The following is a 20,753-nucleotide window of genomic DNA, read 5'->3' as shown; positions in this document are numbered from 1 at the left end:
CCGCAAATGGGCCCGGCGCGCGCCGATGTTCGCGGAGAAGCTCCGCTCCTAGGAGAGCACTCCTCGCCTAGTGCGGTACACGAGCACCGCCCCGCAACGGACCTGAATACTGTCGCTCACCGGCCTGCGTCGGCCGGAAGCTCGGCTCCTGCACCGTACGCGGCAGTGTCACGCCGCTCAGCTCACCCAGTCGCAGGCCCAGCAGGCGGGTTTCTTCCCGGTCGGAGCCGGCGCAGGCGTGCAGCATCCGACCAATGGCGTCGCTCTGCTGGAAATGGATATCCAGTCCCTGTTCGGCGCGCAGCCGGCGGCGCAGTTCGCGCATGCAATCCAGGATGGCCTTGTTGAATTCGATCACCCGACGTCCCTCCCGTTAAAGGCGCCGGACGGCGCCCAGTGCCTGGGACGGCAGCAAGCGTCATGCCACGCTGTCGCAAGGCCAATAGCGGTGGGCAGCAGGGGGAACTGCACCGCCCATTGCGGGGTCTTCTGTGCGCCGACGCGGTGCGTCGCGCTCCGTGATGGCACGCTGCTCACGCCTGTGCCTGAACGGATATACTGCGCGTTGCGCAGGCAACACGCCGCTTTATCCCCACAGGTTCACTCCATGCGTAACGACCAGTTCGACGAATTCGATGATGTGCCCAGTCTCTCCACCGACGCCTCCGACCGCGACGAGTTCGGTCATCACCCGCGCCGTGTGTTCGAGCCCAGCGGTCGTCCACTGCCCCAGCCGGTGAAGCGCGGCGGCAGCACCGGGGCGTTGTGGGCGCTGGTCGCCGCCATGGCCATTGCCCTGGGCGGCGTGGCCTGGTGGAGCCACCAACAGCTGCTGCTGATGGAGCAGCAACTGATCGCAACGCAGGAGAGCTTCGCCAAGATCAGCGAAGAGGCCGCCGGTCGCCTGGATGACATCCGCGGCAAGTTCGTCGCCAATGAGTCCAACGGCACCAGCGACCGCGAGGCGCTGAAGCTGCAGGTCAAGCAACTGCAAGGCCGCCTGGCCGAGCAGGCCAAGGCGCAGCAGGCCTCGCTGTCGGAGTTCGACGGCGCCCAGGGCAAGCGCCTGGCGCAGCTCAATGCTGACTTCAAGGCCCAGCAGGACAGCGCCGCGCAACTGATCGCCCAGCTCGACAGCAAGCTCAAGGCGCTCTCCGACGAGCAGGCCAAGTACAAGAGCGTACAGGCCGACCTTGCCGCGGCCAGCCAGCAGATCCAGGGGCTCAACACCGAGATCGCCAACCTGAAGAAGCAAGGCAACCAGAGCCAGGCGATCAAGAGCATCCAGGACGACCTGCTGGTGCTGCGTTCCGAGGTCGATGGCCGCCAGGGCCAGGCCAGCAACGACACCAAGGAGTTCGATGTCTTCCGCATCCAGGTGATGCGCAACATCAACACCCTGCAGCAGCAGGTGCAGAACCTCCAGCAACAGCTCAGCACGCGCTGATCCCCGGCGCTGGCGCAATCGAACAAGCCCTCGCTCGTGCGGAGCGGGGGCTTTTCGTTTGTGCGATCCCTCCGTGTGGGTACCGACTGCAAGTCTTGCCGCAGATCAGTTTTCGGCAGGGGGACGAGGCGAATAATGCCTGGCAAATGAGATTAATTCCGATTCTCTCGTCAGGCACTTTCGCCCGGAGGCATCCCATGCACCCTGTTCAAGCCCATCGCCGCTACCGCATCAGCGGATATCGTCCCGGCATCGGCGCGGCCTTCCGCCAGCGTCTGTTCGCCATGGGCCTGTTGCCTGGCGCCGAGCTGCACGTGCGCCGCGTGGCGCCGCTGGGCGACCCGGTGCAGGTGGACACCCGCCAGTGCAGCCTGGTGCTGCGCCGCCGCGACCTGGCCTTCCTCGACCTTGTCCCGCAGGATTGAGCCGCCATGATCGAGCTACGCATCGGCCTGATCGGCAACCCCAACGCGGGCAAGACCACCCTGTTCAACCAGCTCACCGGCGCCCGTCAGCGGGTCGGCAACTGGGCTGGCGTCACCGTCGAGCGCAAGGAGGGCAGCTTCCGCACCGCGCGCCACAACGTGCGCCTGGTGGACCTGCCCGGCACCTACTCGCTGACGACCCTTTCCACCCAGGCCTCGCTGGACGAGCAGATCGCCCGGCGCTGCATCGTCGATGGCGAGGTGGACGTGCTGGTCAACGTGGTGGACGCCACCAACCTCGAACGCAACCTCTACCTCACCGTGCAGCTGCGCGAGATGGGTCTGCCCTGCGTGGTCGCGCTGAACATGCTCGACATCGCTCGCAGCCAGGGTCTGAACATCGACCGCGAGGCGCTGGCGCGGGAGCTGGGTTGCCCGGTGGTGCCGTTGGTCTCGACCCGTGGCGAAGGCATCGATGCACTGAAGGAGGCCATCGACGGCCTGGGCGCCCAGCAGCCGCTGCTGGTGCCGTATCCCGCCTCGCTGCGGGACGCCGTCACCCAATTGCTGCCTGCCGACGCGCCGCCGAATCAGGCCTGGATGGCGCTGCTGGCGCTGGAGGGGGATCTGCACAGCGCCCGCCAGCTCAAGCTCGATCCCGTACATCTGCTCGCCGCTCGTGATGCGATTCGTTGCGCCTGCGGTGAAGATCCGGAGCTGCTGCTGGTGGACGCGCGCTACCGGCTGATCGGCGAACTCTGCGAGCGCGCCAGCAACCACCGCGAGGCCGAACCGCACCGCCTGACCCAGGCGCTGGACCGCATCGCGCTGAACCGCTGGCTGGGCATACCGGTGTTCCTCTTCGTGATGTACCTGATGTTCTTCTTCGCCATCACCCTGGGCGGCGCCTTGCAGCCGATCTTCGATCAGGGTTCCTCGGCGCTGTTCATCGACGGTATCCAGTGGCTGGGTGCGCGCACCGGGGCGCCGGACTGGCTCACCGCACTGCTGGCCCAGGGCCTGGGCGGCGGCATCAACGCGGTACTGCCGCTGATCCCGCAGATCGGCCTGATGTACCTGTTCCTCGCGCTGCTGGAAGATTCCGGCTACATGGCCCGTGCGGCTTTCGTCATGGACCGGCTGATGCAGGCCCTCGGTCTGCCGGGCAAATCCTTCGTGCCGCTGATCGTGGGCTTCGGCTGCAACGTGCCCTCGATCATGGGCACCCGTACCCTGGACAACCCGCGCGAGCGCCTGATGACTTCGATGATGGCGCCCTTCATGTCCTGCGGCGCGCGACTGGCGATCTTCGCCGTGTTCGCCGCGGCCTTCTTCGGCCAGAACGGCGCATTGGCGATCTTCTCGCTGTACCTGCTGGGCATCGTCGTGGCGGTGCTCACCGGCCTGCTGCTCAAGCACACGCTGATGCGCGGCGAGACCTCGCCCTTCGTCATGGAGCTGCCGTTGTACCACGTGCCGCACCTGCGCAGCCTGCTGCTGCAGACCTGGATGCGCCTGCGCGCCTTCGTGGTCCGCGCCGGCACCGTGATCATCCTGGTCAGCCTGGTGATCGGCGGGCTCAACAGCGTCACCCTCGACGGCCGCCCGGTGCAGGGCGACATCGCCGACTCGGCGCTGTCCAGCCTCAGTCACCGGGTCACGCCGCTGCTCAAACCCATGGGTGTGCAGGAGGACAACTGGCAGGCCACTGTGGGCCTGGTCACCGGTGCGCTGGCCAAGGAAGTGGTGGTCGGCACGCTGAACACCCTGTACACCGCCGAGCACATCCAGGGCGAAGCCTTCGACGCCGACGCCTATGACCTCTGGGGCCAGTTGAGGCAGGCGGGCGCGGATACGCTGGATGGCCTGCGCGATGCCTTCAGCCTCAGCGTGCTGGCCAACCCGGTGGCCGCGAGCATGGCCGACGGCGAGATGGAGGAGGGCTCCATGGGCACCTTCGCCGCCAAGTTCGGCAGCCCGCTGGCCGCCTACAGCTACCTGGTGTTCGTGCTGCTCTACGTGCCCTGCGTGGCGACCCTCGGCGCACTCACCCGCGAAAGCGGCCGCGGCTGGATGACCTTCGCTGTGCTCTGGGGGCTGAACGTCGCGTATTCGCTGGCAACCCTCTGCTATCAGGTATTCAGCTTCGCCGAGCATCCGCAGTACAGCGCCGTGACGATCGGCGTGGTGCTGGTGTTCAACCTGGTGCTGTTCCTGATCCTGCGCTGGGTCGGTCGGCGCGGCCTGGAGCTGGACGGCGAGCGCGAATTGCACGCCGCACCTGCGGGGAGCTGCCACTGATGGCCACGGCAATCGCGGTGCGCGACCTGCTTGGCGAGATGGGCGAGGCGGATGTGCCGGCCCTGGCCCAGCGCCTCGGGGCCTCGAAGGCCCTGCTCGAAGCGCTGCTGGAGCGGCTGCTGGCGCTGGGCGTGGTGGAAAAAGTTGCGCCGGAGCCGGCGGCCTGCGGGAGCTGCAAGGGTTGCGCGGAAGCGACCCGGTGCGCGACGGCGGGGTATCGGTTGGCCAGCCGCAACGCTGCAGCCCCATTGCGCTGGATGACTTCCTGATCCCATCCTGCGACGAGCTCCGACACAGAACCTGACGCGCTTTTGTAGGGGCGAGCTTGCTCGCGACCCTCTCGGCACCGGGGTAGGGGGTGTTCGCGAGCAAGCTCGCTCCTACAGGTCATGCCTGCCTTTTGGCACGCGGATAGAAAAAGGGCGCCTTCAATCGAAGGCGCCCTTTTTACTGGCGCTGGAGCCCGCCGTTACAGGCGCGGGTAATCCAGATAGCCGACCGGGCCCTTGGCGTAGAAGGTTTCCGGGTGCGGCTCGTTCCAGGCGGCGTCTTTTTGCAGACGGGTCACCAGGTCCGGGTTGGCGATGAAGGGTACGCCGAAGGCAACCGCGTCAGCCTTGCCGCTCTCCAGCCACTGGGTGGCGGTTTCCTTGGTGAAGCGTTCGTTGGCGATGTACACGCCGCCGAAGATTTCCTTCAGCTTCGGGCCGATGCTGTCCTCGGCGGCCTTCTCGCGGGTGCAGATGAACGCCACGCCCCGCTTGCCCAGCTCGCGGGCCACGTAGCCGAAGGTGGCCAGCGGGTCGGCGTCGCCCATGTCGTGGATGTCCATGCGCGGTGACAGGTGCACGCCGACGCGGCCGGCGCCCCATACCTCGATGGCGGCGTCGGTGACTTCCAGCAGCAGGCGCGCGCGGTTTTCGATGGAGCCGCCGTACTGGTCGGTGCGCTGGTTGGTGCTGCTCTGCAGGAACTGGTCGAGCAGGTAGCCGTTGGCGCCGTGGATTTCCACACCATCGAAACCGGCAGCCTTGGCGTTCTCGGCACCCTGGCGATAGGCCTCGACGATGTCGGCGATCTCTTCGGTTTCCAGGGCGCGCGGGGTGACGAATTCCTTGAGCGGGCGCACCAGGCTGACGTGGCCGGCCGGCTTGAGTGCACTCGGCGCCACCGGGGTTTCACCGTTCAGGTACAGCGGGTCGGAGATGCGGCCCACGTGCCAAAGCTGCAGCATGATGCGCCCGCCATTGGCATGTACGGCCTTGGTGATGTTGCTCCAGCCACGCACCTGGTCGTCCGACCAGATGCCGGGAGTGTCCGGGTAGCCCACGCCCATCGGGGTCACCGAGGTGGCCTCGCTGAGGATCAGGCCGGCGTCGGCGCGCTGGGTGTAGTACTCGGCCATCAGCGCGTTGGGCACGCGGCCTTCGTCGGCGCGGCAGCGGGTCAGCGGGGCCATGACGATGCGGTTGGGCAGTTCCAGGTCACCGATGACGATAGGGTCGAAAAGCGTGGTCATTGCGTTACTCCGGGGCGTGAGGGTGGAGGATCAATCGAGGATGGTTTGGGTCTGGTTGGGCTTGCCGCTGAACGCGATCATCACCGCGATCAGTGCGAGTACGGCGATTGCGGCGCCGGCCAGGGGCACGCGGGTCAGGCCCAGGCCATGGTCGATGACGCTGCCGCCGACCCAGGCGCCGATGGCGTTGCCGACGTTGAAGGCGCCGATGTTCAGGGTGGCGACCAGGTTCGGCGCGGCTCCGCCAACGCGGACCACGTTGACCTGCAGGGCGGGTACCGCGGCGAAGGCGGCGGCGGCCCAGATGAACAGGGTGATCTCGGCGGGGATCAGCGAAGCGCTGGTCCAGCTCAGCACGGTGGAGACGATCGCCATGGTGGCGAACACACCGGCCAGGGTGGTGCCCAGGCGCCAGTCGGCGAGGCGGCCGCCGATGATGTTGCCCAGGGTCAGGCCGAGACCGATCAGCACCAGGGTCCAGGTGATGCCGCGCGGGGAAACTTGCGTGACCTCGCCCAGCAGCGGCGCGACGTAGGTGAACGGAGCGAAGACAGCCGCGGAGAACAGCACCGTGGTGGCCAGTGCCAGCCACAGCGGACCGTTGCGCAGCGCGGCGACTTCCTTGCGCATGTCCACGGCCTCTTCGTCGTGCTTTTTCGGCAGCACGCGCCACAGGCCGATCAGCGCGACAACGCCGATCAGGGTCACTGCCCAGAACGGCGAGCGCCAGCCGGCGACCTGGCCCAGTGCGGTGCCGGCCGGCACACCGAGCACGTTGGCCAGGGTCAGGCCGGTGAACATCAGGGCCACGGCGGACGCCTTGCGGTTGGCCGGCACCAGGCTGGCGGCGACCACCGAGCCGATGCCGAAGAAGGCGCCGTGGCACAGTGCGGTGATGATCCGCGCCAGCATCAGCAGGCCGTAGTTGGCGGCCACCGCGCAGAGCAGGTTGCCGAGGATGAAGATGCCCATGAGCATCAGCAGCGCGGTCTTGCGCGGCAGGCGGGCGGTGAGCAGGGCCATGATCGGTGCGCCGATGGCGACGCTGAAGGCATAGCCGCTGACCAGCCAGCCGGCGGCGGGAATGCTTACGGCGAGGTCGCCCGCGACCTCGGGCAGCAGGCCCATGATCACGAATTCCGTGGTGCCGATGGCAAACGCGGACAAAGCGAGGACGAGAAGCGAAGTGGGCATGCGCCTGCTCCTGGTGATTGGGGTTGTGGTTTGGCTGGCAGTAGCCGGGTTACAGCGCTTCGCTCAGGTGGCGAACAAAGGCCTGGATGGTTTCTTCATTGCGTTTGAAGAAATTCCACTGGCCGACTTTTCGACTGGTCACCAGGCCCGCGCGCTGGAGGGTGGCCAGATGCGCGGAGACGGTGGATTGCGACAGACCGGTGCGCTGGTCGAACTTGCCGGCGCAGACGCCGATCTCGAAGGACTGGTGCTCCTGCTCGACGAAGTAGCGCTCCGGGTCCTTCAGCCAGCGCAGCATGTCGCGCCGCACCGGGTGAGCCAGGGCCTTGAAGATTTCGTCGAGATCGATACCAGGATCGAGAGGGGGTTGTTCAGTCATGGGCGCATCGGTGTATCGCGTTGAGACGAACTATATATCGGTGAAAAACGATATGAATTCGTTTGAGGCGATAGTAATGATCGACACCCGTGATGTTAGCCTTCGGCACCGTCGCAGGAGCGGACTCCGTCCGCGATGCCTCCCACGCGCGGGGAAAGGCGTAGGGCGTACAACGTTCGACGTTATACGCCGTTTGGCCATGGCAGTAGGGCACTCCGGGCTGGGCCACGGATCCGCGATACAGGGCACTCCGGGCTCGGCCATGGAGCCAATACCGCCCACGGCGGATCGGCGTACAACCGCGAACGGTTGTACGCCCTACGTTCGGGCATGAATCCGCGCTACTCTCATGCCCCATGAACTACCTCGCACACCTCCACCTGGGCGGCGACCGGCCCGCCCAACTGCTCGGCAGCCTCTACGGCGATTTCGTCAAAGGCCCGCTCGCCGGCCAATGGCCCGCCGATATCGAGGCGGCCATCCGGGTGCATCGGCGCATCGACGCCTTCACCGACAGTCATCCTTTGATACAGATTGCCAAGACACGCTTCCCGCGGGAGCGCCGGCGCATGGCGGGCGTGCTTCTGGACGTGTTCTTCGACCATTGCCTGGCCCGTGATTGGGGGCGCTTCTCCGAGGAGCCGCTGGAGCAGTTCACCCATCGGGTCTACGGTGTACTGGGCCGCACGCCCGGCTTGCCGGAGCGCCTGGCCCGCATTGCGCCGCGCATGGCCGCGCAGGACTGGCTGGGCAGTTATCGGCAGTTCGAGGTGCTGCAGGACGTGGTGTTCGGGATGTCCCGGCGCCTGTCGCGTCCGTCCCTGCTGGACGGCGCCTGGGACGAACTGGAGCGCTTGTACCTGCCGCTGAGCGCCGACTTCCGCGAGTTCTATCCGGAGCTGCAGTCCTACGTCAGGAGCCTGCCGGAATCGATGGACGGTCCGGCCTGACTTGATGTGTGTCAACCGCCTGGTGTGCCGGAGCGTGTGCAATAGACCCATCTGAAGGACGACGAGAGGAGCAGCAAGATGAAGTCGTTAATGGTCGCAACGGATCTGTCTGGCCGTTCGGAAAAGGCCCTGCACCGCGCGGCGGCACTCGCCAAGCGTTTCGCCTGTCCCTGGACCGTACTCTACGTCGTCGACGAGGACCAACCGGCCGCGCTGGTCGAGCAGGAGGCGACCCAGGTCAAGATGATGCTGGAGGCGCGTCTGGTCGAACTCACCGAGCTGGCCGGCAGCAGCCCGAAGCTGATGGTCGAGCGCGGCGATCCGAATCAGCAGATTCTCTCCGCAGCCAAGGGCCAGAACGTTGATCTGCTGGTGATGGGCGCTCACCGCAAGAGTGTGCTGCGCGACATCTTCGTCGGCACCACGGTCGAGCGCGTGCTGCGCGCCGGCCAACTGCCGGTGCTGGTGGTCAACCAGCCGGCGAACGGCGAATACCGCGACCTGCTGCTGGCGCTGGATATTTCCCATGCCTCGGCCAACGCGGTGAATGTCGCGGGGACGCTGGGCCTGCTCGATGGTGCCGTGCGCCGTGGGGTCTACGCCTTCAGCCCGCTGGCCAAGGGGATGATGCAGTACTCCGGGGTCAGCGAGGAGCGGGTCGACGAGTTCGTCAGCACCGAGACGCGCCAGGCCGTGGACGAGTTGAAGACCTTCCTGCGCGAGGAGCGCCTGGACGATCGCATCGATGAACAACTGGTGGCCGTCGGGCTGCCGGGCAACGTGCTGCAGCGGATGGTCGACAAGCATCGGCCCGATCTGCTGGTCATGGGCACTCGGGGCATGGGCGGGATCAAGCGTGCCCTGATCGGCAGTGTTGCCGACTACGCTCTGCGCGAGCTGGATTGTGACATCCTGGTCGTGCCGCCGGAGACCGGCGCCTAGAGACTGTTTTCGGGCTTCACCGGGCGGCTCGAGGGTGCCGCCCGGCGCAGTTCGAAAGCCGTTTCGTCAGAGTGGGAACCCGCCGGCCGTAGGTTACGGCGGGCTCCACATCCCCACATCCCTTCCTGCTCTCAATCCGCTTGAATCAGGCCGCGATGGCCGGTTCTTCCTGTACGTCGCAAACCACTGCGTGGATCGCGTTGCGCGCCTGTTGCGCCAGAAGATTGCGATCCTGGTGGGCGCTGGACAGTGCCGGCAGCAGGTGGATTTCCACCACGCCCCGATCATTACCGAACAGCCGCCGCAGGTGGCTGACCAAGTCGTCGTCGCCGATGAAGGGTGCGAGTTCGCAGGCCTGGCCGTTGCGCCGGTAGCGCAGCGCCACCGGTTGCACCGGCACGCCGGCTTCGATGGCGCTGGCCATCAGGCGGCCGTGGAAGGTGCGCAGGCCCTGGCCATCGGTGGTGGTGCCTTCCGGGAAGACCAGCAGCGAACGACCGCGCGCGAGCTGGGTGGCCAGTTGCGCATTGACCATCCGGGCATCGCCCGAGCCGCGGCGGATGAACAGGGTGCCGGCCTTTTCCGCCAGCCAGCCGGCTACCGGCCACTGGCGTACTTCCGCCTTGGACAGGAAGGTCAGCGGCAGCAGCGCGCCGAGCAGCGGGATATCGACCCAGGACACATGGTTGGAGACCCACAGCATCGGCTGGCTGGGCAGCTCGCCGCGTACCTTGACCTCGAAGGGCAGGGCGGCGCTCAGGCGGGCCAGGAACCAGCGGGTCAGGCGCTGGCGCAGGAGCATCCAGTCGCGGCCGGGCAGGCGTTCCAGCAGGGTGACGAAGCAGGCCAGCGCCATGCCCAGCGTCAGCACCAGCAGGAGGCGGGCGACGCGCAGCCAGGCGCGCAGGCTGCGCATCACACCGCCGCCTTGAAGTGGCGGGCGTAGCGTGGGCAGAGCTCGTCGCGCTTGAGCAGGATGAACACGTCGGCGACGCCGAAGTCCGGGTCCCAGCAGGGCTCGCCGCAGATCTTCGCGCCCAGGCGCATGTAGGCCTTGAGCAGCGGCGGCAGTTCGGCGGTGAGGTTGTCCGGCACTTCCATGGGCGGCAGCGGGGTCTTGGGTTCGGCGCGCAGGTTCTGCTGGCACAGGTAACGCTCGCGCAGGCGCTGCATCACCGCGCGGGCCTGGATACCGCCGTCGCGCATGGGGATGCTGGCGCAGCCCATCAGGTAGCGGTAGCCGCCCTCGTTGAGCACTTCGGCCAGTTCGCTCCACAGCACGGCGATGGTGCCGCCGTTGCGGTAGTCGGGGTCGACGCAGGTGCGGCCGATTTCCAGCACCGGGCCCTGCAGGTGGTCCAGGCCGTCGAGAGCGAACTCTTCCTCGCTGTAGAAGCGGCCCAGACGCTGGGCGGCGCGGTGGTCGAGCAGGCGGGTGGTGGCCACCAGCGCGCCGGTATTCAGGTCGCGCACGCCGATGTGGGCGCAGTGACGGTCGTAGTCGTCCATGTCCAGACCTTGGTCCGCGCCCTTGAGCTGGGCATCGAACTCGCTGCTGAACACGCGATAACGCAGGGCCTGGGCTTCACGCAGGGCACGGGCGCCGCGCAGACGCACGGCCTTGAGACGGCGCTGTGCCGGGGTGTCACAGGAGAGGGCGATCTGACTCATGCGAGTGCCTCCGTGAACCGGCCATGCGGGTTGCGGCCGGTCGGCTTTGTTGTGCAAGCTCAGGCTAGGAATGAGCGGTGTCACCCCCATGACGGTGTGGTGATGCTTGTATGACAGCGACGAAAGCCCTGGAGAAGGAGCGCCGCGATGCCCTGGAAATGCCTGCTCGGCCCGCAGGATCGACTGCCCGCCGGAGTTCCCCTGGACGACTGGTACGCCGAGTTGCTCGAACGCGCGGGCGCCGTCGGCAGCTTCGAGCTGGCAGTGCTCGGCGGACGCCTGGCGGCCACCCCGGGGCTGGCCTTTCTCGCCGGTTACCAGGCCGCCTTGCGCGCCCTGTGGCCGGCGGCGCCGCTGAGCCTGGGCGCGCTGTGCGTGACCGAGAAGAAGAGCGTGCGCCCGGCGGACCTGCAGACCCGTCTGGACGGCCTGGTGCTGCACGGCCGGAAAGACTTCGCCACCGCCGCCGACCGCGCGGCCTGGTGGCTGGTGGCGGCGCGCGATGAGGACGACGGCGAAGCCCCGCGCCTGGCGATGGCCGTGGTACAGGCCGGCGCGCCCGGCGCGACACTTGAACCGCTGCCGCCCCTGCCGCTGCTGCCGGACATTCCCCATGCCCGCCTGCTGCTCGATGGCGCCCACTGCGAGCGCCTGCCCGGCGACGGCTGGGAAAGCTACAGCAAACCTTTCCGCACCCTGGAAGACACCCATGTGCTGGCGGCCCTCTGCGCCTGGCTCTATAGCCTGGCCAATGAGCTGCACTGGCCGGCGGAGCTGGCGCTGCGTCTGGTCGGCGTACTGGCCGGTTGCGCGGAGGTGAGCCGGCAACCCGCTGGCCAGGCGGAAACCCACCTGCTGCTGGCCGGGGTGTTCAGCCAGTTCGAGGGGCTGTCGGCGGCGCTGGATACCGCGTTCGCCACTGCCGACCCGGCGCTGGCGGCAGTCTGGCAGCGCGACCGTGGCGTCCTGGCGATCGCCGGCGTGGCACGGACCAAGCGCCTGGAGAAGGCGCGGGCGGCGTTGGGGCTTGATCCAGGTCAGTGAGTACCGGGGGCAGGCTGGTTAGCCTTTGCGGCCGTTTCTGAGGTTATACCCAGAAATTTCCGCACGGCTACCCACTGTTTTCCGCCCACTACTCTCGACAGGAAATCCCCCATGCGACGCGAACCCATCGTGCTGTTCGACGACGGCAAACACCAGTGCCTGTGTTTCGATGATCTGGTGAGTGGCGATGGGGTGCAGTCCAATCAGTTCCTGATCGTCGACCATGACAAGCGCCTGTTGCTCGATCCGGGCGGCGACCTCACCTACACGCCGCTGTCGCTGGAGCTGTCCAAGCTGTTTCCGTTGCAGGAACTGGACTACATCTTCGCCTCGCACCAGGACCCGGACATCATTGCCGCGCTCGACAAGTGGCTGCTGCACACCCGCGCCAAGGTCATCTGCTCCAAGCTCTGGGCACGCTTCCTGCCGCACCTGACGGCCAACTACCTGGCGGTCAGCCACGGCATCTCCACCTTTGACCGGGTCATCCCGCTGCCTGACCGTGGCGAGTCTGTGCAACTGGGGCGTTGCCAGCTGAAGATGATCCCCGCGCACTTCCTGCATTCGGTAGGCAACTTCCAGGTCTATGACCCGGTGAGCAAGATCCTCTTCTCCGGCGACATGGGCGCCTCCCTGGTGGACGACGCCAGCCCCGTCCAGGACTTCGCCGCTCACCTGCCGCACATGGAGGGCTTCCACCGCCGTTACATGGCTTCCAACAAGGTCGCCCGCCTGTGGGCCTCGATGGTTCGCGGCATGGACGTCGAGATGATAGTGCCGCAGCACGGCCGGCCCTTCGTCGGCAAGGCCATGATCAGCGCCTTCCTCTACTGGATCGAAAACCTGCAGTGCGGCATGGACCTGCTGGGGCCGGAGGACTATCAGGTACCGCGCTGAGAACAGGCTCTGACCGATTGCGCCAATCGTCCTTGAACTCGGCGCGATCGGCGCTTAATCCGTCATCTTCGCCGTGCTAGGGTTCGGGCCGACCCGATAACAAGAGGCCTTCCGATGCCCTTCATCCCCTTCCGGCCGACGCTGCGTGCGCTGGCCCTGGCCTCCTGTCTGCTCAGTGGCCATGCCCACGGTGCCGAAGCCTGGCCCGAGGCCGACTGGCCCCACGGCGCCACGCCCAGCGGCGCCGCCGTCCAGGCCTTCGAAAGTTACGCCTTTCCCACCCGCGACGACGCAACCCGCCAGGGCGTGCGCACCGACGCCGTGGTGGTGATCCGCGACGGCCAACTGATCTACGAACGCTACGCCGGCCCGACCCGCGCGCAGACGCCACACCTGGCCTGGTCGATGAGCAAGAGCGTGATGGCCAGCGTGCTCGGCGTGGCCTTCGGCGAGGGCCGTTTCCAGCTCGACGACCCGGTGGCGAGCCACTACGCGCCGTTCGCCGCGCACCGCGACATCCTCATGCGCCACCTGCTCAACTGGGCCTCGGGCCTGGCCTGGCAGGAGGACTACGAATACGCCCCGGTGCGCTCCTCGGTGGTGGCGATGCTCTACACCCGTGGCCGCGACGACATGGCGAAATTCGCCGCGGACTTCCCGCTCGATGCGATTCCGGGGCAGCGCTTCCGCTATTCCAGCGGCGACAGCAATGTGCTCTCGGCGACCCTCAGGCAGATGGTCGGCCCGCAGGCCTATGCGGACTACCCCTGGACTGCACTGTTCCAGCCGCTGGGTATCCAGTCCGCAGTGTGGGAACGCGACGCCAGCGGCACCTTCGTGGGTTCCTCTTACGCCTACATGACCGCCCGCGACATGGCCCGCATCGGCCTGCTGATGCAACGCGGCGGTCGCTGGAAGGACCGCCAGCTGTTGCCGCAGTCCTGGCTGCAGTTCGTCCTCGCGCCGTTCCCCCACTACAGGCCGCAGGCGGAAAAGCCCGGCGAAGCGGTGCCCGGCGGCCAGTGGTGGCTGAACCGCGCGGTGGCCGGCGCTCCCGCGCCCTGGCCGAGCGCACCGGAAGACACCTTCGCCGCCCTCGGTCACTGGGGCCAGGCGCTTTACGTGATCCCCGAGGAGAAACTGGTGATCGTGCGCTACGCCGACGACCGCGACGGCAGCTACCAGCATGACGCCTTCCTCAAGCTCGCCCAGGCGGCCTTCGCCCACGGGGAGGTGCAGCCATGATCCGTCGTCATCCGGTCCTCACCGCGCTGGTCCTGCTGGTGCTCATGCTCGCCGCCACGGCCTGGCAGAACCGCGTCCACCTCGCCGCCTTCCCCGGCATCATCGGCGCCTACACCGCCAAGGAGTACTGCTCCTGCCGTTACGTTATGGGGAACTCGGCGGACTATTGCCGGGCCTATACGAAGCAGTACGTGCCGACCAGCGGGTTCTTCGACGACGAAGCGCGCAAGCGGGTGACCGCCCGCGGCCTCGGCAGTACCCAGACAGCCGCCTGGCTCGGCGCGCGCGAAGGATGCCAGCTGATGCCCCGGGCGGATGAATTGAACCACTGACGGGCACGTTCCACGGAGCGGGGACGACCCGCTCTGGAGGAACGATGTCTTCTCTGAAATGCGCGCTGATCGGGGCGCTGCTGATCCTGGCCAGCCCCCTGGCGCTGGCCGAGTGGCAACTGGACGGCGACACCTCGCGGATCAGCTTCGTCTCGGTCAAGCGCGGCAAGATGGCGGAGGTCCAGCGCTTCGACCAGCTTTCCGGGCAGATCGACGACAAGGGTGCGGTGCGCCTCGTCGTGTCGCTGGCCTCCATCGACAGCGGCCTGGCGCTGCGCGATGAGCGCATGCGCAACTCCTTCTTCGAGGTCGAGCGCTACCCGGAAGCGACCATCACCAGCCAGCTCGACCTGAGTCTCTACGATGACCTGCAGGTGGGCCAGTCGCGGCCGGAAACCATCGACTTCATCCTCGACCTGCACGGCCAGCAGCGCCGGCTGAAAGCCGAAGTGCTGGTCAGTCGGCCCAGCGAAGAGCGTATCGAGGTGACCACCTTGGAGCCGCTGGTGCTCAAGCTGATCGACTTCGACTTGGAAGAGAAGCTTGTGCCGCTCAAGGAGGTCGCCAACCTCCCGTCGATCGCCCCGGAGGTGCCGGTGTTCGCGGTGCTGGGGTTCCGCCAGGTGATCAAGCAGGCGCCGTGATGGCGCGCCTGCGAACGCGGCTGTGGCCGGTAGGAGATTACAGGGTCAATGACTCACGTGAGGGCGCACGGTCATATCGACACCCAGCGCCTTCATGACAGCCAGCAGCGTCTTCAGAGTCGGGTTGCCGTGCTCGCTGAAGGAGCGATAGAGCTGCTCGCGGGAGAGCCCGGTTTCCCTGGCCAGTTCGCTCATGCCCTTGGCGCGAGCCACCACGCCCATGGCCTTGGCGATGTACGACGTATCGCCGGTTTCCAGCGCATCGCTCATGAATTCGGCAATGGCCTCGGGGTTGGTGAGGTATTCAGCGGGATCGAATTCGGAAAATGTGTCAGTCATGTTGTGCCTTCCACGCCTGCAAAATCTGGTGGGCAGCCTGAATGTCGCGGCGCTGGCTGCCCTTGTCGCCGCCGCAGAGCAGAATCACCAGCGTGTCGCCCTGCTGGTGGAAATACACCCGATAGCCAGGGCCGTAGTGAATCCGCAGTTCGCTGACACCCTGGCCAACTGGAGCGAGGTCGCCGGGCAGTCCCTCCATCAACCGGTTGATCCGGGCGACGATGCGCGCCCTGCCGGTGGTATCGCTGAGCCCTTTCAGCCAGGCGCGGAACCGGCTGGATTCAATCTTCTTCATGGATGATTGTAGTCTATAAAATACAGTATGGATCGGGCAGAGAGTCTCGATTACTGCCGGGTTCCGACGGAAAACGCCGCGATCCCTGAGGCGCGCGGCGTTCGGGCTTGTGGTCGGGATAACGCGGTTGCTCCCGCTGCTCATGATCGGTACGGCGAGGAATGTCCGTCACGTAAACGTGGGGCGATCAGGCGGGATTAAGCCGGAAATAGGCTGCTTATCATCGATAAGGTGCGACGACGTTATCTTTCGACGTTGGGCCGCATCCATGTTTGAGATGCGGCTTCCGTCGTGTCCTTCGATGTCTTGGGAAATGGCCCACGCGAGCGCTGCTGGGGCGGCGCTTTGATCGAATTATCCGGCGTCTGATGGGGCTCCCGTAGGGCGTACAACCGTTCGCGGTTGTACGCCGATACCCCTGATTGTCAGTTCTCGCGCAGCTTGAGCTCGAAGTGCGTAGTGACAGGCTTCCAGGTTGAAGTCCGCACGGCTGGAAACCAAGGTCAAACGGCGTATAACGCCGAACGTTATACGCCCGCCTCTCCTGTTCCCGCGGGAGAGGCGGGCGCTCAATCATCGCGCGCGAACGCGTGGCACTGATCGGATAGCGGACGTACCGGGAAGTGCCATCAGGCCGGTACGCTGACCGCAAGAGACGGCGCCTGATGCTGTACCTGGAAGCCGAATCCGCAGCTGGCGGAGGTGGCGAGGATCAGCGCGAACAGCAGGGCGGTCTTCATGGCGGTTCTCCTGCGTTTCAGGATCGGGCGACTTCCAGTCTACGCCCCGTCCGCCGATGCGCGCCGAAGACCAGGAAACTACCCGCGGCGAACAGCCAGGCGCTGATACCGCCATACCCGAGCACCCAGCCGAAGCCCTGCACGAGCGCCGCCCGTGCGCCGACGGGGGCGTTAGTGCCCAACTGGCCGCTGGCGATGGCCGCGGCCCGCTGCAGGCGCGCTTCGCCTTCCACGTCGGGGAGCCCCGCGGCGACGCCCCAGAGCAGGAGCAGCCCCATCACCGCGATGTTGAGCGCCAGGGAAATCATCCGCGCGCTCATGTCGATGCCCGAGGCCATGCCGGCGCGGGCGGCGGGTACGGCGGCGGTGGAGGTGTTGGTCACCGTGGTGTTGGTCATTCCCAGACCGACGCCGGCCAGCACGCAGCCGGGCAGCATGGTCAGCCAGCTGGCGTGGTCCACGGCGCTGCCCCAGAGCATCAGCAAGAAGCCGGCGCCGATCACGAACATGCCTCCGGGAATCACCCAGCCGGGCTGGAAGCGGTGCGCCAGGCGCTCGGCGATCGGCGGCACCACCAGGGTCGGCAGGGTGTAGGACAGGAGCGACCAGCCGGCCTTCACGTCGTCGTAGCCGAGCACGCCGTGGTAGTAGACCGGCAGGTAGATCATCAGCGGCCAGAAGCTCACATTCATCCCCGCCGAGCCGAACATGGCGCCGGAGAAGGCGCGGATGCGCAGCACGGAGAAATCGAACATCGGGTGCGCCACGCGGCGCTCGATGGCGATGAAGGCCGCCAGGCAGGCGAGGCTGATCAGCAGGATCGCCAGTGCGGCCGGGCTGCTGAAGCCCATGTCGGCGCCCTGGGTGATGTAGAAGACGGTGCCGAGCACGGCGAGCGACAGGGTCAGCATGCCGCCCAGGTCGAGCCTTTCGGCGTCCGGGTCGCGGGATTCCACCGCGCCGTACTGCGCCAGCGCCAAGGTGAGCAGGGCGAGCGGCCCGTGCACCAGGAACACCCATTGCCAACTGGCCAGGGCGACGATGGCGCTGCCGATGATCGGCCCGAAGCCCAGGCCGATGCCGAAGATCACGCCCCAGGCGGCGAAGGCGCGGACGCGCTCGGCCGGGTCGCTGAACTGGCTGGTCAGCACCGCCACCTGGCAGATCAGCATGACCCCGCCGGCGGCGCCCTGCAGGAAGCGCCCGGCGATCATGGCCGGCATGCTGGTCGCCAGCCCGCAGAGCAGCGAGGTGAGGCCGAACAGCGCCAGGCTGATGACGAACAGGCGCTTGCGGCCGAAGCGGTCGGCCAGGGTGCCGGCGGCCATCAGCACGCTGGTGACGGCGATGGTGTAGGCGTTCATCACCCATTGCAGGTCCTGGAAGTCGCCGTGCAGTACGCGCTCCAGGGCCGGCAGGCTGGCCGGCACGCTGGAAATCTCCAGGCCGAACATCATCGAGGACAGGCACACCGCCGCCAGGGCGATGAGATTGCGAGGGTTGTGGATAGCAGTCATGGGCGAGGCTCCGTTTCCGAGCCTCCATTCTGGAAAAGAACAAGGTTCCCCATTGGCTCCATTTCGTCCCATTATTGGGGCTTGTCAGGATTCAAATGGGCAGGCCGATGGATGACCGACTCGATGGCATCGCCACCTTCGTCCAGGTGGTGGACGCCGGCAGCTTCGCTCTGGCGGCGGAGCGCCTGAACCTCACGCGCTCGGCGGTGGGCAAGGCCATTGCCCGGCTGGAGGCGCGCCTGGGCGTACGGTTGCTACAACGCACCACGCGCAGCCAGAACCTCACCGATGATGGCCAGGTGTTCTACGACAGCTGCGTGCGCGCCCTGGCGGAACTGGACGCCGCGCACGTCGCGCTCGAAGGCGGGCGCGTGGAGCCGCGTGGGCGCTTGCGGGTCAGCGTGCCGATCTCCTTCGGCCACCTCTGCGTGGCGCCGCTGATGCTGGCGCTGGCGCGGCAATATCCGTCACTGAAGATCGATCTGTCCTTCACCGACCGCCGCGTCGATCTGGTGGAAGAGGGCATCGACCTGGCCGTGCGTATCGGCCCGCTGAGCGACAGCGCCACACTGGCCGCGCGCAAGCTGGGCGTGCAGTACACCGGCATCGGCGCGGCGCCGTCGTACATCGCCGAGCATGGCATGCCGGACCACCTCGACGATCTTGTCGGCCACGCGTCCATCAGCTATTCCGTCGCGGGTGTCACCTCGCCCTGGGACATGCGCGACGACGACGGCTATGCCAGACGCATCGAGATGAACCCGCAACTGAGCATGGACGACCTGCAGGCCATCACCGCCGCCGCCGTGGCCGGCTTCGGCCTGGCACGGTTGCCGACCTGGCTGTTGGCGCGGCACGTGAAGCGCGGCGAGCTGGTGGTGGTGAAGGGGCGTTGCAGGTTGCCGCCACTGGACATCCATGCGGTGTGGCCGAAGACCCGCTACATGCCGTCGAAGATCCGTTGCGCCATCGATGCGCTGGTGGCCGGGATCCCCGCGTTGCTGGCCGACTGAACCATTGTCGCCGGCGCCTGCCCAAGGGCTCGCCGGTCGGCTGGTTTGCAAGCCGACGGCGGGCCGCTATCGTTGGCCGTTGTTCCGTCCGGTTTTCATGTAAGGGATTTCATGCGCTCGCTGTTCGTCTTCCTCCTCGCGGCCTGTTTCGCCGCTTCCGCCCAGGCCGCCTGGTACCTCGACTATGAGTCGTCGCGGCTGACCTTCGTCACCAGCAAGAACACCGACATCGCCGAGGTGAGCCGCTTCCTGGTGATGCACGGCAAGGTCGACGAGCAGGGGCAGGCCGAGCTGCGCATCGAGATGGACTCGGTGAGCACCGGCATTCCGCTGCGCGACGAGCGGGTGCGCGAGCAGCTGTTCGAGACCGAGAAGTACCCGGATGCGCGGATCACCGCCCGCCTGGACCTGCGGCCGATCACCGATCTGGCCAGCGGTGTGCAGATGGAGATGCGCCTGCCGCTGCGCCTGGAGCTGCGCGGGCAATCCAGGGACTACCGCACCGACGTACTGATCACCCGCCTGGACGAGCACCGCTTCCAGGTGGTGACCCTCTCGCCGCTGGTGGTCAATGCCGCTGACTTCGGCCTGGCGCCGGGCGTGGCCCAGCTGCGCAAACTGGCCGGGTTGAAAAGCATCGGCCTGTCGGTGCCGGTGGGCGCCGTGCTGATCTTCGCTTCGCGGTGAGCGGACCGATCTTCCCCTGGCGAAGCGGCAATCGCTTCGCCCTGCTCTGCGACGGAGAGCGCTTCTTTCCGCGCATGTTCGAGGCCATCGACGGCGCCGAGCGGCAGGTCGAACTGGAGCTCTACCTGGTGGAGAGCGGCAGCTGCGCCGAGGCGCTGCTGGATCACTTGCTGGCCGCCCGCGCGCGAGGTGTGCGGGTGCGCTGCCTGTTCGACGCCTTCGGCAGCCTGAAGCTTTCCAACGCCTGGACGCGGCAGCTGGTGGAGGCTGGCGGCGAGCTGCGCCACTACAACCCGCTGAACTGGAAGGCCGGGCTGCGCAATCTTTACCGCGACCATCGCAAGCTGCTGCTGGTGGACGAGCGCATCGCCTATGTCGGAGGGACCGGTGCCACCGACGAGTTCTGGTCGGCGCGGGACAACCGCAGCGACTGGCACGAGGTGATGGTGGAGATGACCGGCGCCGTCGTCGCCGACTGGCAGCGCCTGTTCGAGCGCCAGTGGCACGCCACTTTTGGCGTGCGGGCGTGGAAGCCCCGCGAGGAAGTCCTGCTGACCCGGCTGCCGCCTCGACCCAGCGAAGGGGATGGCATGGCGCGGGTCGCTTACGCGGACGCCAGCCAGCACCGCGACATCCTCCAGGCGCTGGTGCGCTCGTTGCGTGGGGCGCGCCAGCAGGTGTGGCTGGCGACGCCGTACTTCCTGCCGACCTGGAAGGTCCGCCGCGCGCTGCGCAAGGCGGCCCAGCGCGGAGTCGATGTGCGCCTGCTGCTCACCGGGCGGCTCACCGACCATGCGCCGGTGCGCTATGCCGGCCAGCGCTATTACCCACGTTTATTGCGCGCCGGTGTACGGATATACGAGTACCAGCCACGTTTTCTTCATCTGAAGATGGTACTGGTCGACGATTGGGCCAGTGTCGGCTCCTGCAACTTCGATCATTGGAACCTTCGCTTCAATCTGGAGGCCAATGTAGAAGCGTTCGATCCGCAGTTCACTGCGGTGGTCGCCGATTGTTTGCGTGCTGACTTCGAGCAGAGCCGCGAGATAGACCTCGGCAGCTGGCATGCCCGGCCCTGGTGGAAGCGCCTGCGCGAACGACTATGGGGTTCCCTGGACCGGCTGGTGGTGACTTTTCTCGACCGCCGGCGCTGATCCGGTGGAACGCCCGAA

23 protein-coding genes are annotated in these 20,753 nt (G+C 66.8%); 14 read left to right on the top strand and 9 right to left on the bottom strand.

Features of this window, described 5'->3' with window-relative positions:
• Positions 1-67: 67 nt before the first annotated feature.
• Positions 68-355 carry a hypothetical protein gene (locus ACAW63_RS28060; RefSeq protein ID WP_371234820.1) on the bottom strand — a complete coding sequence of 96 codons (288 nt, stop codon included), beginning with the start codon at positions 353-355 and terminating at the stop codon, positions 68-70.
• Positions 356-607: 252 nt separating this feature from the next.
• Here ACAW63_RS28060 and ACAW63_RS28055 point away from each other — a divergent pair, with 252 nt between their 5' ends.
• From ACAW63_RS28055 to ACAW63_RS28040, 4 genes are all read left to right on the top strand, one after another.
• Positions 608-1,447, top strand: coding sequence for an ATPase (locus ACAW63_RS28055; protein ID WP_371230795.1), 840 nt, complete (start codon positions 608-610; stop codon positions 1,445-1,447).
• 197 nt (positions 1,448-1,644) lie between these two features.
• On the top strand, positions 1,645-1,872 hold the full coding sequence (locus ACAW63_RS28050; RefSeq protein WP_371230793.1) for a FeoA domain-containing protein: 228 nt from the start codon (positions 1,645-1,647) through the stop codon (positions 1,870-1,872).
• Positions 1,873-1,878: 6 nt separating this feature from the next.
• Complete coding sequence (gene feoB, locus ACAW63_RS28045) at positions 1,879-4,173, top strand: Fe(2+) transporter permease subunit FeoB (RefSeq protein ID WP_371230791.1); 2,295 nt, start codon at positions 1,879-1,881, stop codon at positions 4,171-4,173.
• Positions 4,173-4,442, top strand: coding sequence for a FeoC-like transcriptional regulator (locus tag ACAW63_RS28040; protein WP_371230789.1), 270 nt, complete (start codon positions 4,173-4,175; stop codon positions 4,440-4,442). Before feoB ends, ACAW63_RS28040 begins: the two co-directional genes overlap by 1 nt.
• A gap of 200 nt (positions 4,443-4,642) precedes the next feature.
• On the opposite strand, the gene ACAW63_RS28035 is transcribed toward ACAW63_RS28040, so the two are convergent.
• The 3 genes from ACAW63_RS28035 to ACAW63_RS28025 are packed head-to-tail and all read right to left on the bottom strand — an operon-like array spanning position 4,643 to position 7,265.
• Positions 4,643-5,692 carry an alkene reductase gene (locus ACAW63_RS28035; RefSeq protein ID WP_370600033.1) on the bottom strand — a complete coding sequence of 350 codons (1,050 nt, stop codon included), beginning with the start codon at positions 5,690-5,692 and terminating at the stop codon, positions 4,643-4,645.
• 30 nt (positions 5,693-5,722) lie between these two features.
• Positions 5,723-6,886 (bottom strand): MFS transporter, encoded by a 1,164-nt coding sequence (locus tag ACAW63_RS28030; protein WP_371230788.1) that lies wholly within the window; start codon positions 6,884-6,886, stop codon positions 5,723-5,725.
• Positions 6,887-6,935: 49 nt separating this feature from the next.
• Positions 6,936-7,265 carry a helix-turn-helix transcriptional regulator gene (locus ACAW63_RS28025; RefSeq protein WP_275608601.1) on the bottom strand — a complete coding sequence of 110 codons (330 nt, stop codon included), beginning with the start codon at positions 7,263-7,265 and terminating at the stop codon, positions 6,936-6,938.
• A 356-nt stretch (positions 7,266-7,621) separates the two neighbouring features.
• Between ACAW63_RS28025 and ACAW63_RS28020 the strand changes: the two genes are divergently transcribed.
• Positions 7,622-8,215, top strand: a complete 594-nt coding sequence (locus ACAW63_RS28020) for an ACP phosphodiesterase (RefSeq protein ID WP_371230786.1) — start codon at positions 7,622-7,624, stop codon at positions 8,213-8,215.
• 78 nt (positions 8,216-8,293) lie between these two features.
• On the top strand, positions 8,294-9,157 hold the full coding sequence (locus ACAW63_RS28015; RefSeq protein WP_371230784.1) for a universal stress protein: 864 nt from the start codon (positions 8,294-8,296) through the stop codon (positions 9,155-9,157).
• 145 nt (positions 9,158-9,302) lie between these two features.
• Here the strand turns inward: ACAW63_RS28015 and ACAW63_RS28010 are convergent, their stop codons facing one another.
• Both ACAW63_RS28010 and olsB read right to left on the bottom strand, forming a co-directional pair.
• Entirely contained in the window at positions 9,303-10,073 is a 771-nt protein-coding gene (locus ACAW63_RS28010) for a lysophospholipid acyltransferase family protein (RefSeq protein WP_371230782.1), read from the bottom strand.
• Entirely contained in the window at positions 10,073-10,828 is a 756-nt protein-coding gene (gene olsB, locus ACAW63_RS28005; protein WP_371230780.1) for an L-ornithine N(alpha)-acyltransferase, read from the bottom strand. The genes ACAW63_RS28010 and olsB overlap by 1 nt, the downstream gene beginning before the upstream one ends.
• 147 nt (positions 10,829-10,975) lie before the next feature.
• Here olsB and ACAW63_RS28000 point away from each other — a divergent pair, with 147 nt between their 5' ends.
• From ACAW63_RS28000 to ACAW63_RS27980, 5 genes are all read left to right on the top strand, one after another.
• Positions 10,976-11,872, top strand: a complete 897-nt coding sequence (locus ACAW63_RS28000; RefSeq protein ID WP_371230778.1) for an acyl-CoA dehydrogenase — start codon at positions 10,976-10,978, stop codon at positions 11,870-11,872.
• Positions 11,873-11,983: 111 nt separating this feature from the next.
• On the top strand, positions 11,984-12,769 hold the full coding sequence (locus ACAW63_RS27995; RefSeq protein WP_371230776.1) for an MBL fold metallo-hydrolase: 786 nt from the start codon (positions 11,984-11,986) through the stop codon (positions 12,767-12,769).
• Positions 12,770-12,883: 114 nt separating this feature from the next.
• Entirely contained in the window at positions 12,884-14,014 is a 1,131-nt protein-coding gene (locus ACAW63_RS27990; protein ID WP_371230775.1) for a serine hydrolase domain-containing protein, read from the top strand.
• Positions 14,011-14,346, top strand: coding sequence for an amidase (locus ACAW63_RS27985; RefSeq protein WP_371230773.1), 336 nt, complete (start codon positions 14,011-14,013; stop codon positions 14,344-14,346). The genes ACAW63_RS27990 and ACAW63_RS27985 overlap by 4 nt, the downstream gene beginning before the upstream one ends.
• A 44-nt stretch (positions 14,347-14,390) precedes the next feature.
• Complete coding sequence (locus ACAW63_RS27980) at positions 14,391-14,990, top strand: YceI family protein (protein ID WP_371230771.1); 600 nt, start codon at positions 14,391-14,393, stop codon at positions 14,988-14,990.
• Between the two features lie 45 nt (positions 14,991-15,035).
• Here ACAW63_RS27980 and ACAW63_RS27975 read toward each other — a convergent pair whose 3' ends face one another.
• The 3 genes from ACAW63_RS27975 to ACAW63_RS27965 all read right to left on the bottom strand — a co-directional run bounded on the left by ACAW63_RS27975 (position 15,036) and on the right by ACAW63_RS27965 (position 17,881).
• The gene (locus tag ACAW63_RS27975) at positions 15,036-15,329 is read right to left on the bottom strand and encodes an addiction module antidote protein (RefSeq protein ID WP_371230770.1); all 294 of its coding nucleotides are present in this window, start codon (positions 15,327-15,329) and stop codon (positions 15,036-15,038) included.
• The gene (locus tag ACAW63_RS27970; RefSeq protein WP_371230768.1) at positions 15,322-15,624 is read right to left on the bottom strand and encodes a type II toxin-antitoxin system RelE/ParE family toxin; all 303 of its coding nucleotides are present in this window, start codon (positions 15,622-15,624) and stop codon (positions 15,322-15,324) included. Before ACAW63_RS27970 ends, ACAW63_RS27975 begins: the two co-directional genes overlap by 8 nt.
• Positions 15,625-16,381: 757 nt before the next feature.
• Positions 16,382-17,881 carry an MFS transporter gene (locus ACAW63_RS27965; protein ID WP_371230766.1) on the bottom strand — a complete coding sequence of 500 codons (1,500 nt, stop codon included), beginning with the start codon at positions 17,879-17,881 and terminating at the stop codon, positions 16,382-16,384.
• A gap of 107 nt (positions 17,882-17,988) precedes the next feature.
• Between ACAW63_RS27965 and ACAW63_RS27960 the strand changes: the two genes are divergently transcribed.
• The 3 genes from ACAW63_RS27960 (at position 17,989) to ACAW63_RS27950 (ending at position 20,735) form a co-directional block, all read left to right on the top strand.
• Entirely contained in the window at positions 17,989-18,894 is a 906-nt protein-coding gene (locus ACAW63_RS27960; protein ID WP_371230765.1) for a LysR family transcriptional regulator, read from the top strand.
• A 111-nt stretch (positions 18,895-19,005) separates the two neighbouring features.
• Positions 19,006-19,581 (top strand): YceI family protein, encoded by a 576-nt coding sequence (locus tag ACAW63_RS27955; protein WP_371230763.1) that lies wholly within the window; start codon positions 19,006-19,008, stop codon positions 19,579-19,581.
• The gene (locus ACAW63_RS27950; protein ID WP_371230761.1) at positions 19,578-20,735 is read left to right on the top strand and encodes a phosphatidylserine/phosphatidylglycerophosphate/cardiolipin synthase family protein; all 1,158 of its coding nucleotides are present in this window, start codon (positions 19,578-19,580) and stop codon (positions 20,733-20,735) included. Before ACAW63_RS27955 ends, ACAW63_RS27950 begins: the two co-directional genes overlap by 4 nt.
• Positions 20,736-20,753: the final 18 nt, after the last annotated feature.

Source organism: Pseudomonas sp. QE6 (genome assembly GCF_041379005.1).
In the GTDB taxonomy this organism is placed as follows: domain Bacteria; phylum Pseudomonadota; class Gammaproteobacteria; order Pseudomonadales; family Pseudomonadaceae; genus Pseudomonas.
Note: the sequence above shows the minus strand (reverse complement) of the source record. Positions and strands in the feature narration are given on the sequence as shown.

Bases quoted from the DNA above. Each gene is read 5' to 3' on its own strand.
- ACAW63_RS27985 (WP_371230773.1), top strand. From the start codon at position 14,011: ATGATCCGTCGTCATCCGGTCCTCACCGCGCTGGTCCTGCTGGTGCTC.
- ACAW63_RS27960 (WP_371230765.1), top strand. From the start codon at position 17,989: ATGGATGACCGACTCGATGGCATCGCCACCTTCGTCCAGGTGGTGGAC.
- ACAW63_RS27965 (WP_371230766.1), bottom strand. From the start codon at position 17,881: ATGACTGCTATCCACAACCCTCGCAATCTCATCGCCCTGGCGGCGGTG.
- ACAW63_RS27955 (WP_371230763.1), top strand. From the start codon at position 19,006: ATGCGCTCGCTGTTCGTCTTCCTCCTCGCGGCCTGTTTCGCCGCTTCC.
- ACAW63_RS28050 (WP_371230793.1), top strand. From the start codon at position 1,645: ATGCACCCTGTTCAAGCCCATCGCCGCTACCGCATCAGCGGATATCGT.
- feoB (WP_371230791.1), top strand. From the start codon at position 1,879: ATGATCGAGCTACGCATCGGCCTGATCGGCAACCCCAACGCGGGCAAG.
- ACAW63_RS27975 (WP_371230770.1), bottom strand. From the start codon at position 15,329: ATGACTGACACATTTTCCGAATTCGATCCCGCTGAATACCTCACCAAC.
- ACAW63_RS28015 (WP_371230784.1), top strand. From the start codon at position 8,294: ATGAAGTCGTTAATGGTCGCAACGGATCTGTCTGGCCGTTCGGAAAAG.
- olsB (WP_371230780.1), bottom strand. From the start codon at position 10,828: ATGAGTCAGATCGCCCTCTCCTGTGACACCCCGGCACAGCGCCGTCTC.
- ACAW63_RS27970 (WP_371230768.1), bottom strand. From the start codon at position 15,624: ATGAAGAAGATTGAATCCAGCCGGTTCCGCGCCTGGCTGAAAGGGCTC.
- ACAW63_RS28035 (WP_370600033.1), bottom strand. From the start codon at position 5,692: ATGACCACGCTTTTCGACCCTATCGTCATCGGTGACCTGGAACTGCCC.
- ACAW63_RS28010 (WP_371230782.1), bottom strand. From the start codon at position 10,073: ATGCGCAGCCTGCGCGCCTGGCTGCGCGTCGCCCGCCTCCTGCTGGTG.
- ACAW63_RS28040 (WP_371230789.1), top strand. From the start codon at position 4,173: ATGGCCACGGCAATCGCGGTGCGCGACCTGCTTGGCGAGATGGGCGAG.
- ACAW63_RS28030 (WP_371230788.1), bottom strand. From the start codon at position 6,886: ATGCCCACTTCGCTTCTCGTCCTCGCTTTGTCCGCGTTTGCCATCGGC.
- ACAW63_RS28020 (WP_371230786.1), top strand. From the start codon at position 7,622: ATGAACTACCTCGCACACCTCCACCTGGGCGGCGACCGGCCCGCCCAA.
- ACAW63_RS27995 (WP_371230776.1), top strand. From the start codon at position 11,984: ATGCGACGCGAACCCATCGTGCTGTTCGACGACGGCAAACACCAGTGC.
- ACAW63_RS27980 (WP_371230771.1), top strand. From the start codon at position 14,391: ATGTCTTCTCTGAAATGCGCGCTGATCGGGGCGCTGCTGATCCTGGCC.
- ACAW63_RS28000 (WP_371230778.1), top strand. From the start codon at position 10,976: ATGCCCTGGAAATGCCTGCTCGGCCCGCAGGATCGACTGCCCGCCGGA.
- ACAW63_RS27990 (WP_371230775.1), top strand. From the start codon at position 12,884: ATGCCCTTCATCCCCTTCCGGCCGACGCTGCGTGCGCTGGCCCTGGCC.
- ACAW63_RS28025 (WP_275608601.1), bottom strand. From the start codon at position 7,265: ATGACTGAACAACCCCCTCTCGATCCTGGTATCGATCTCGACGAAATC.
- ACAW63_RS28055 (WP_371230795.1), top strand. From the start codon at position 608: ATGCGTAACGACCAGTTCGACGAATTCGATGATGTGCCCAGTCTCTCC.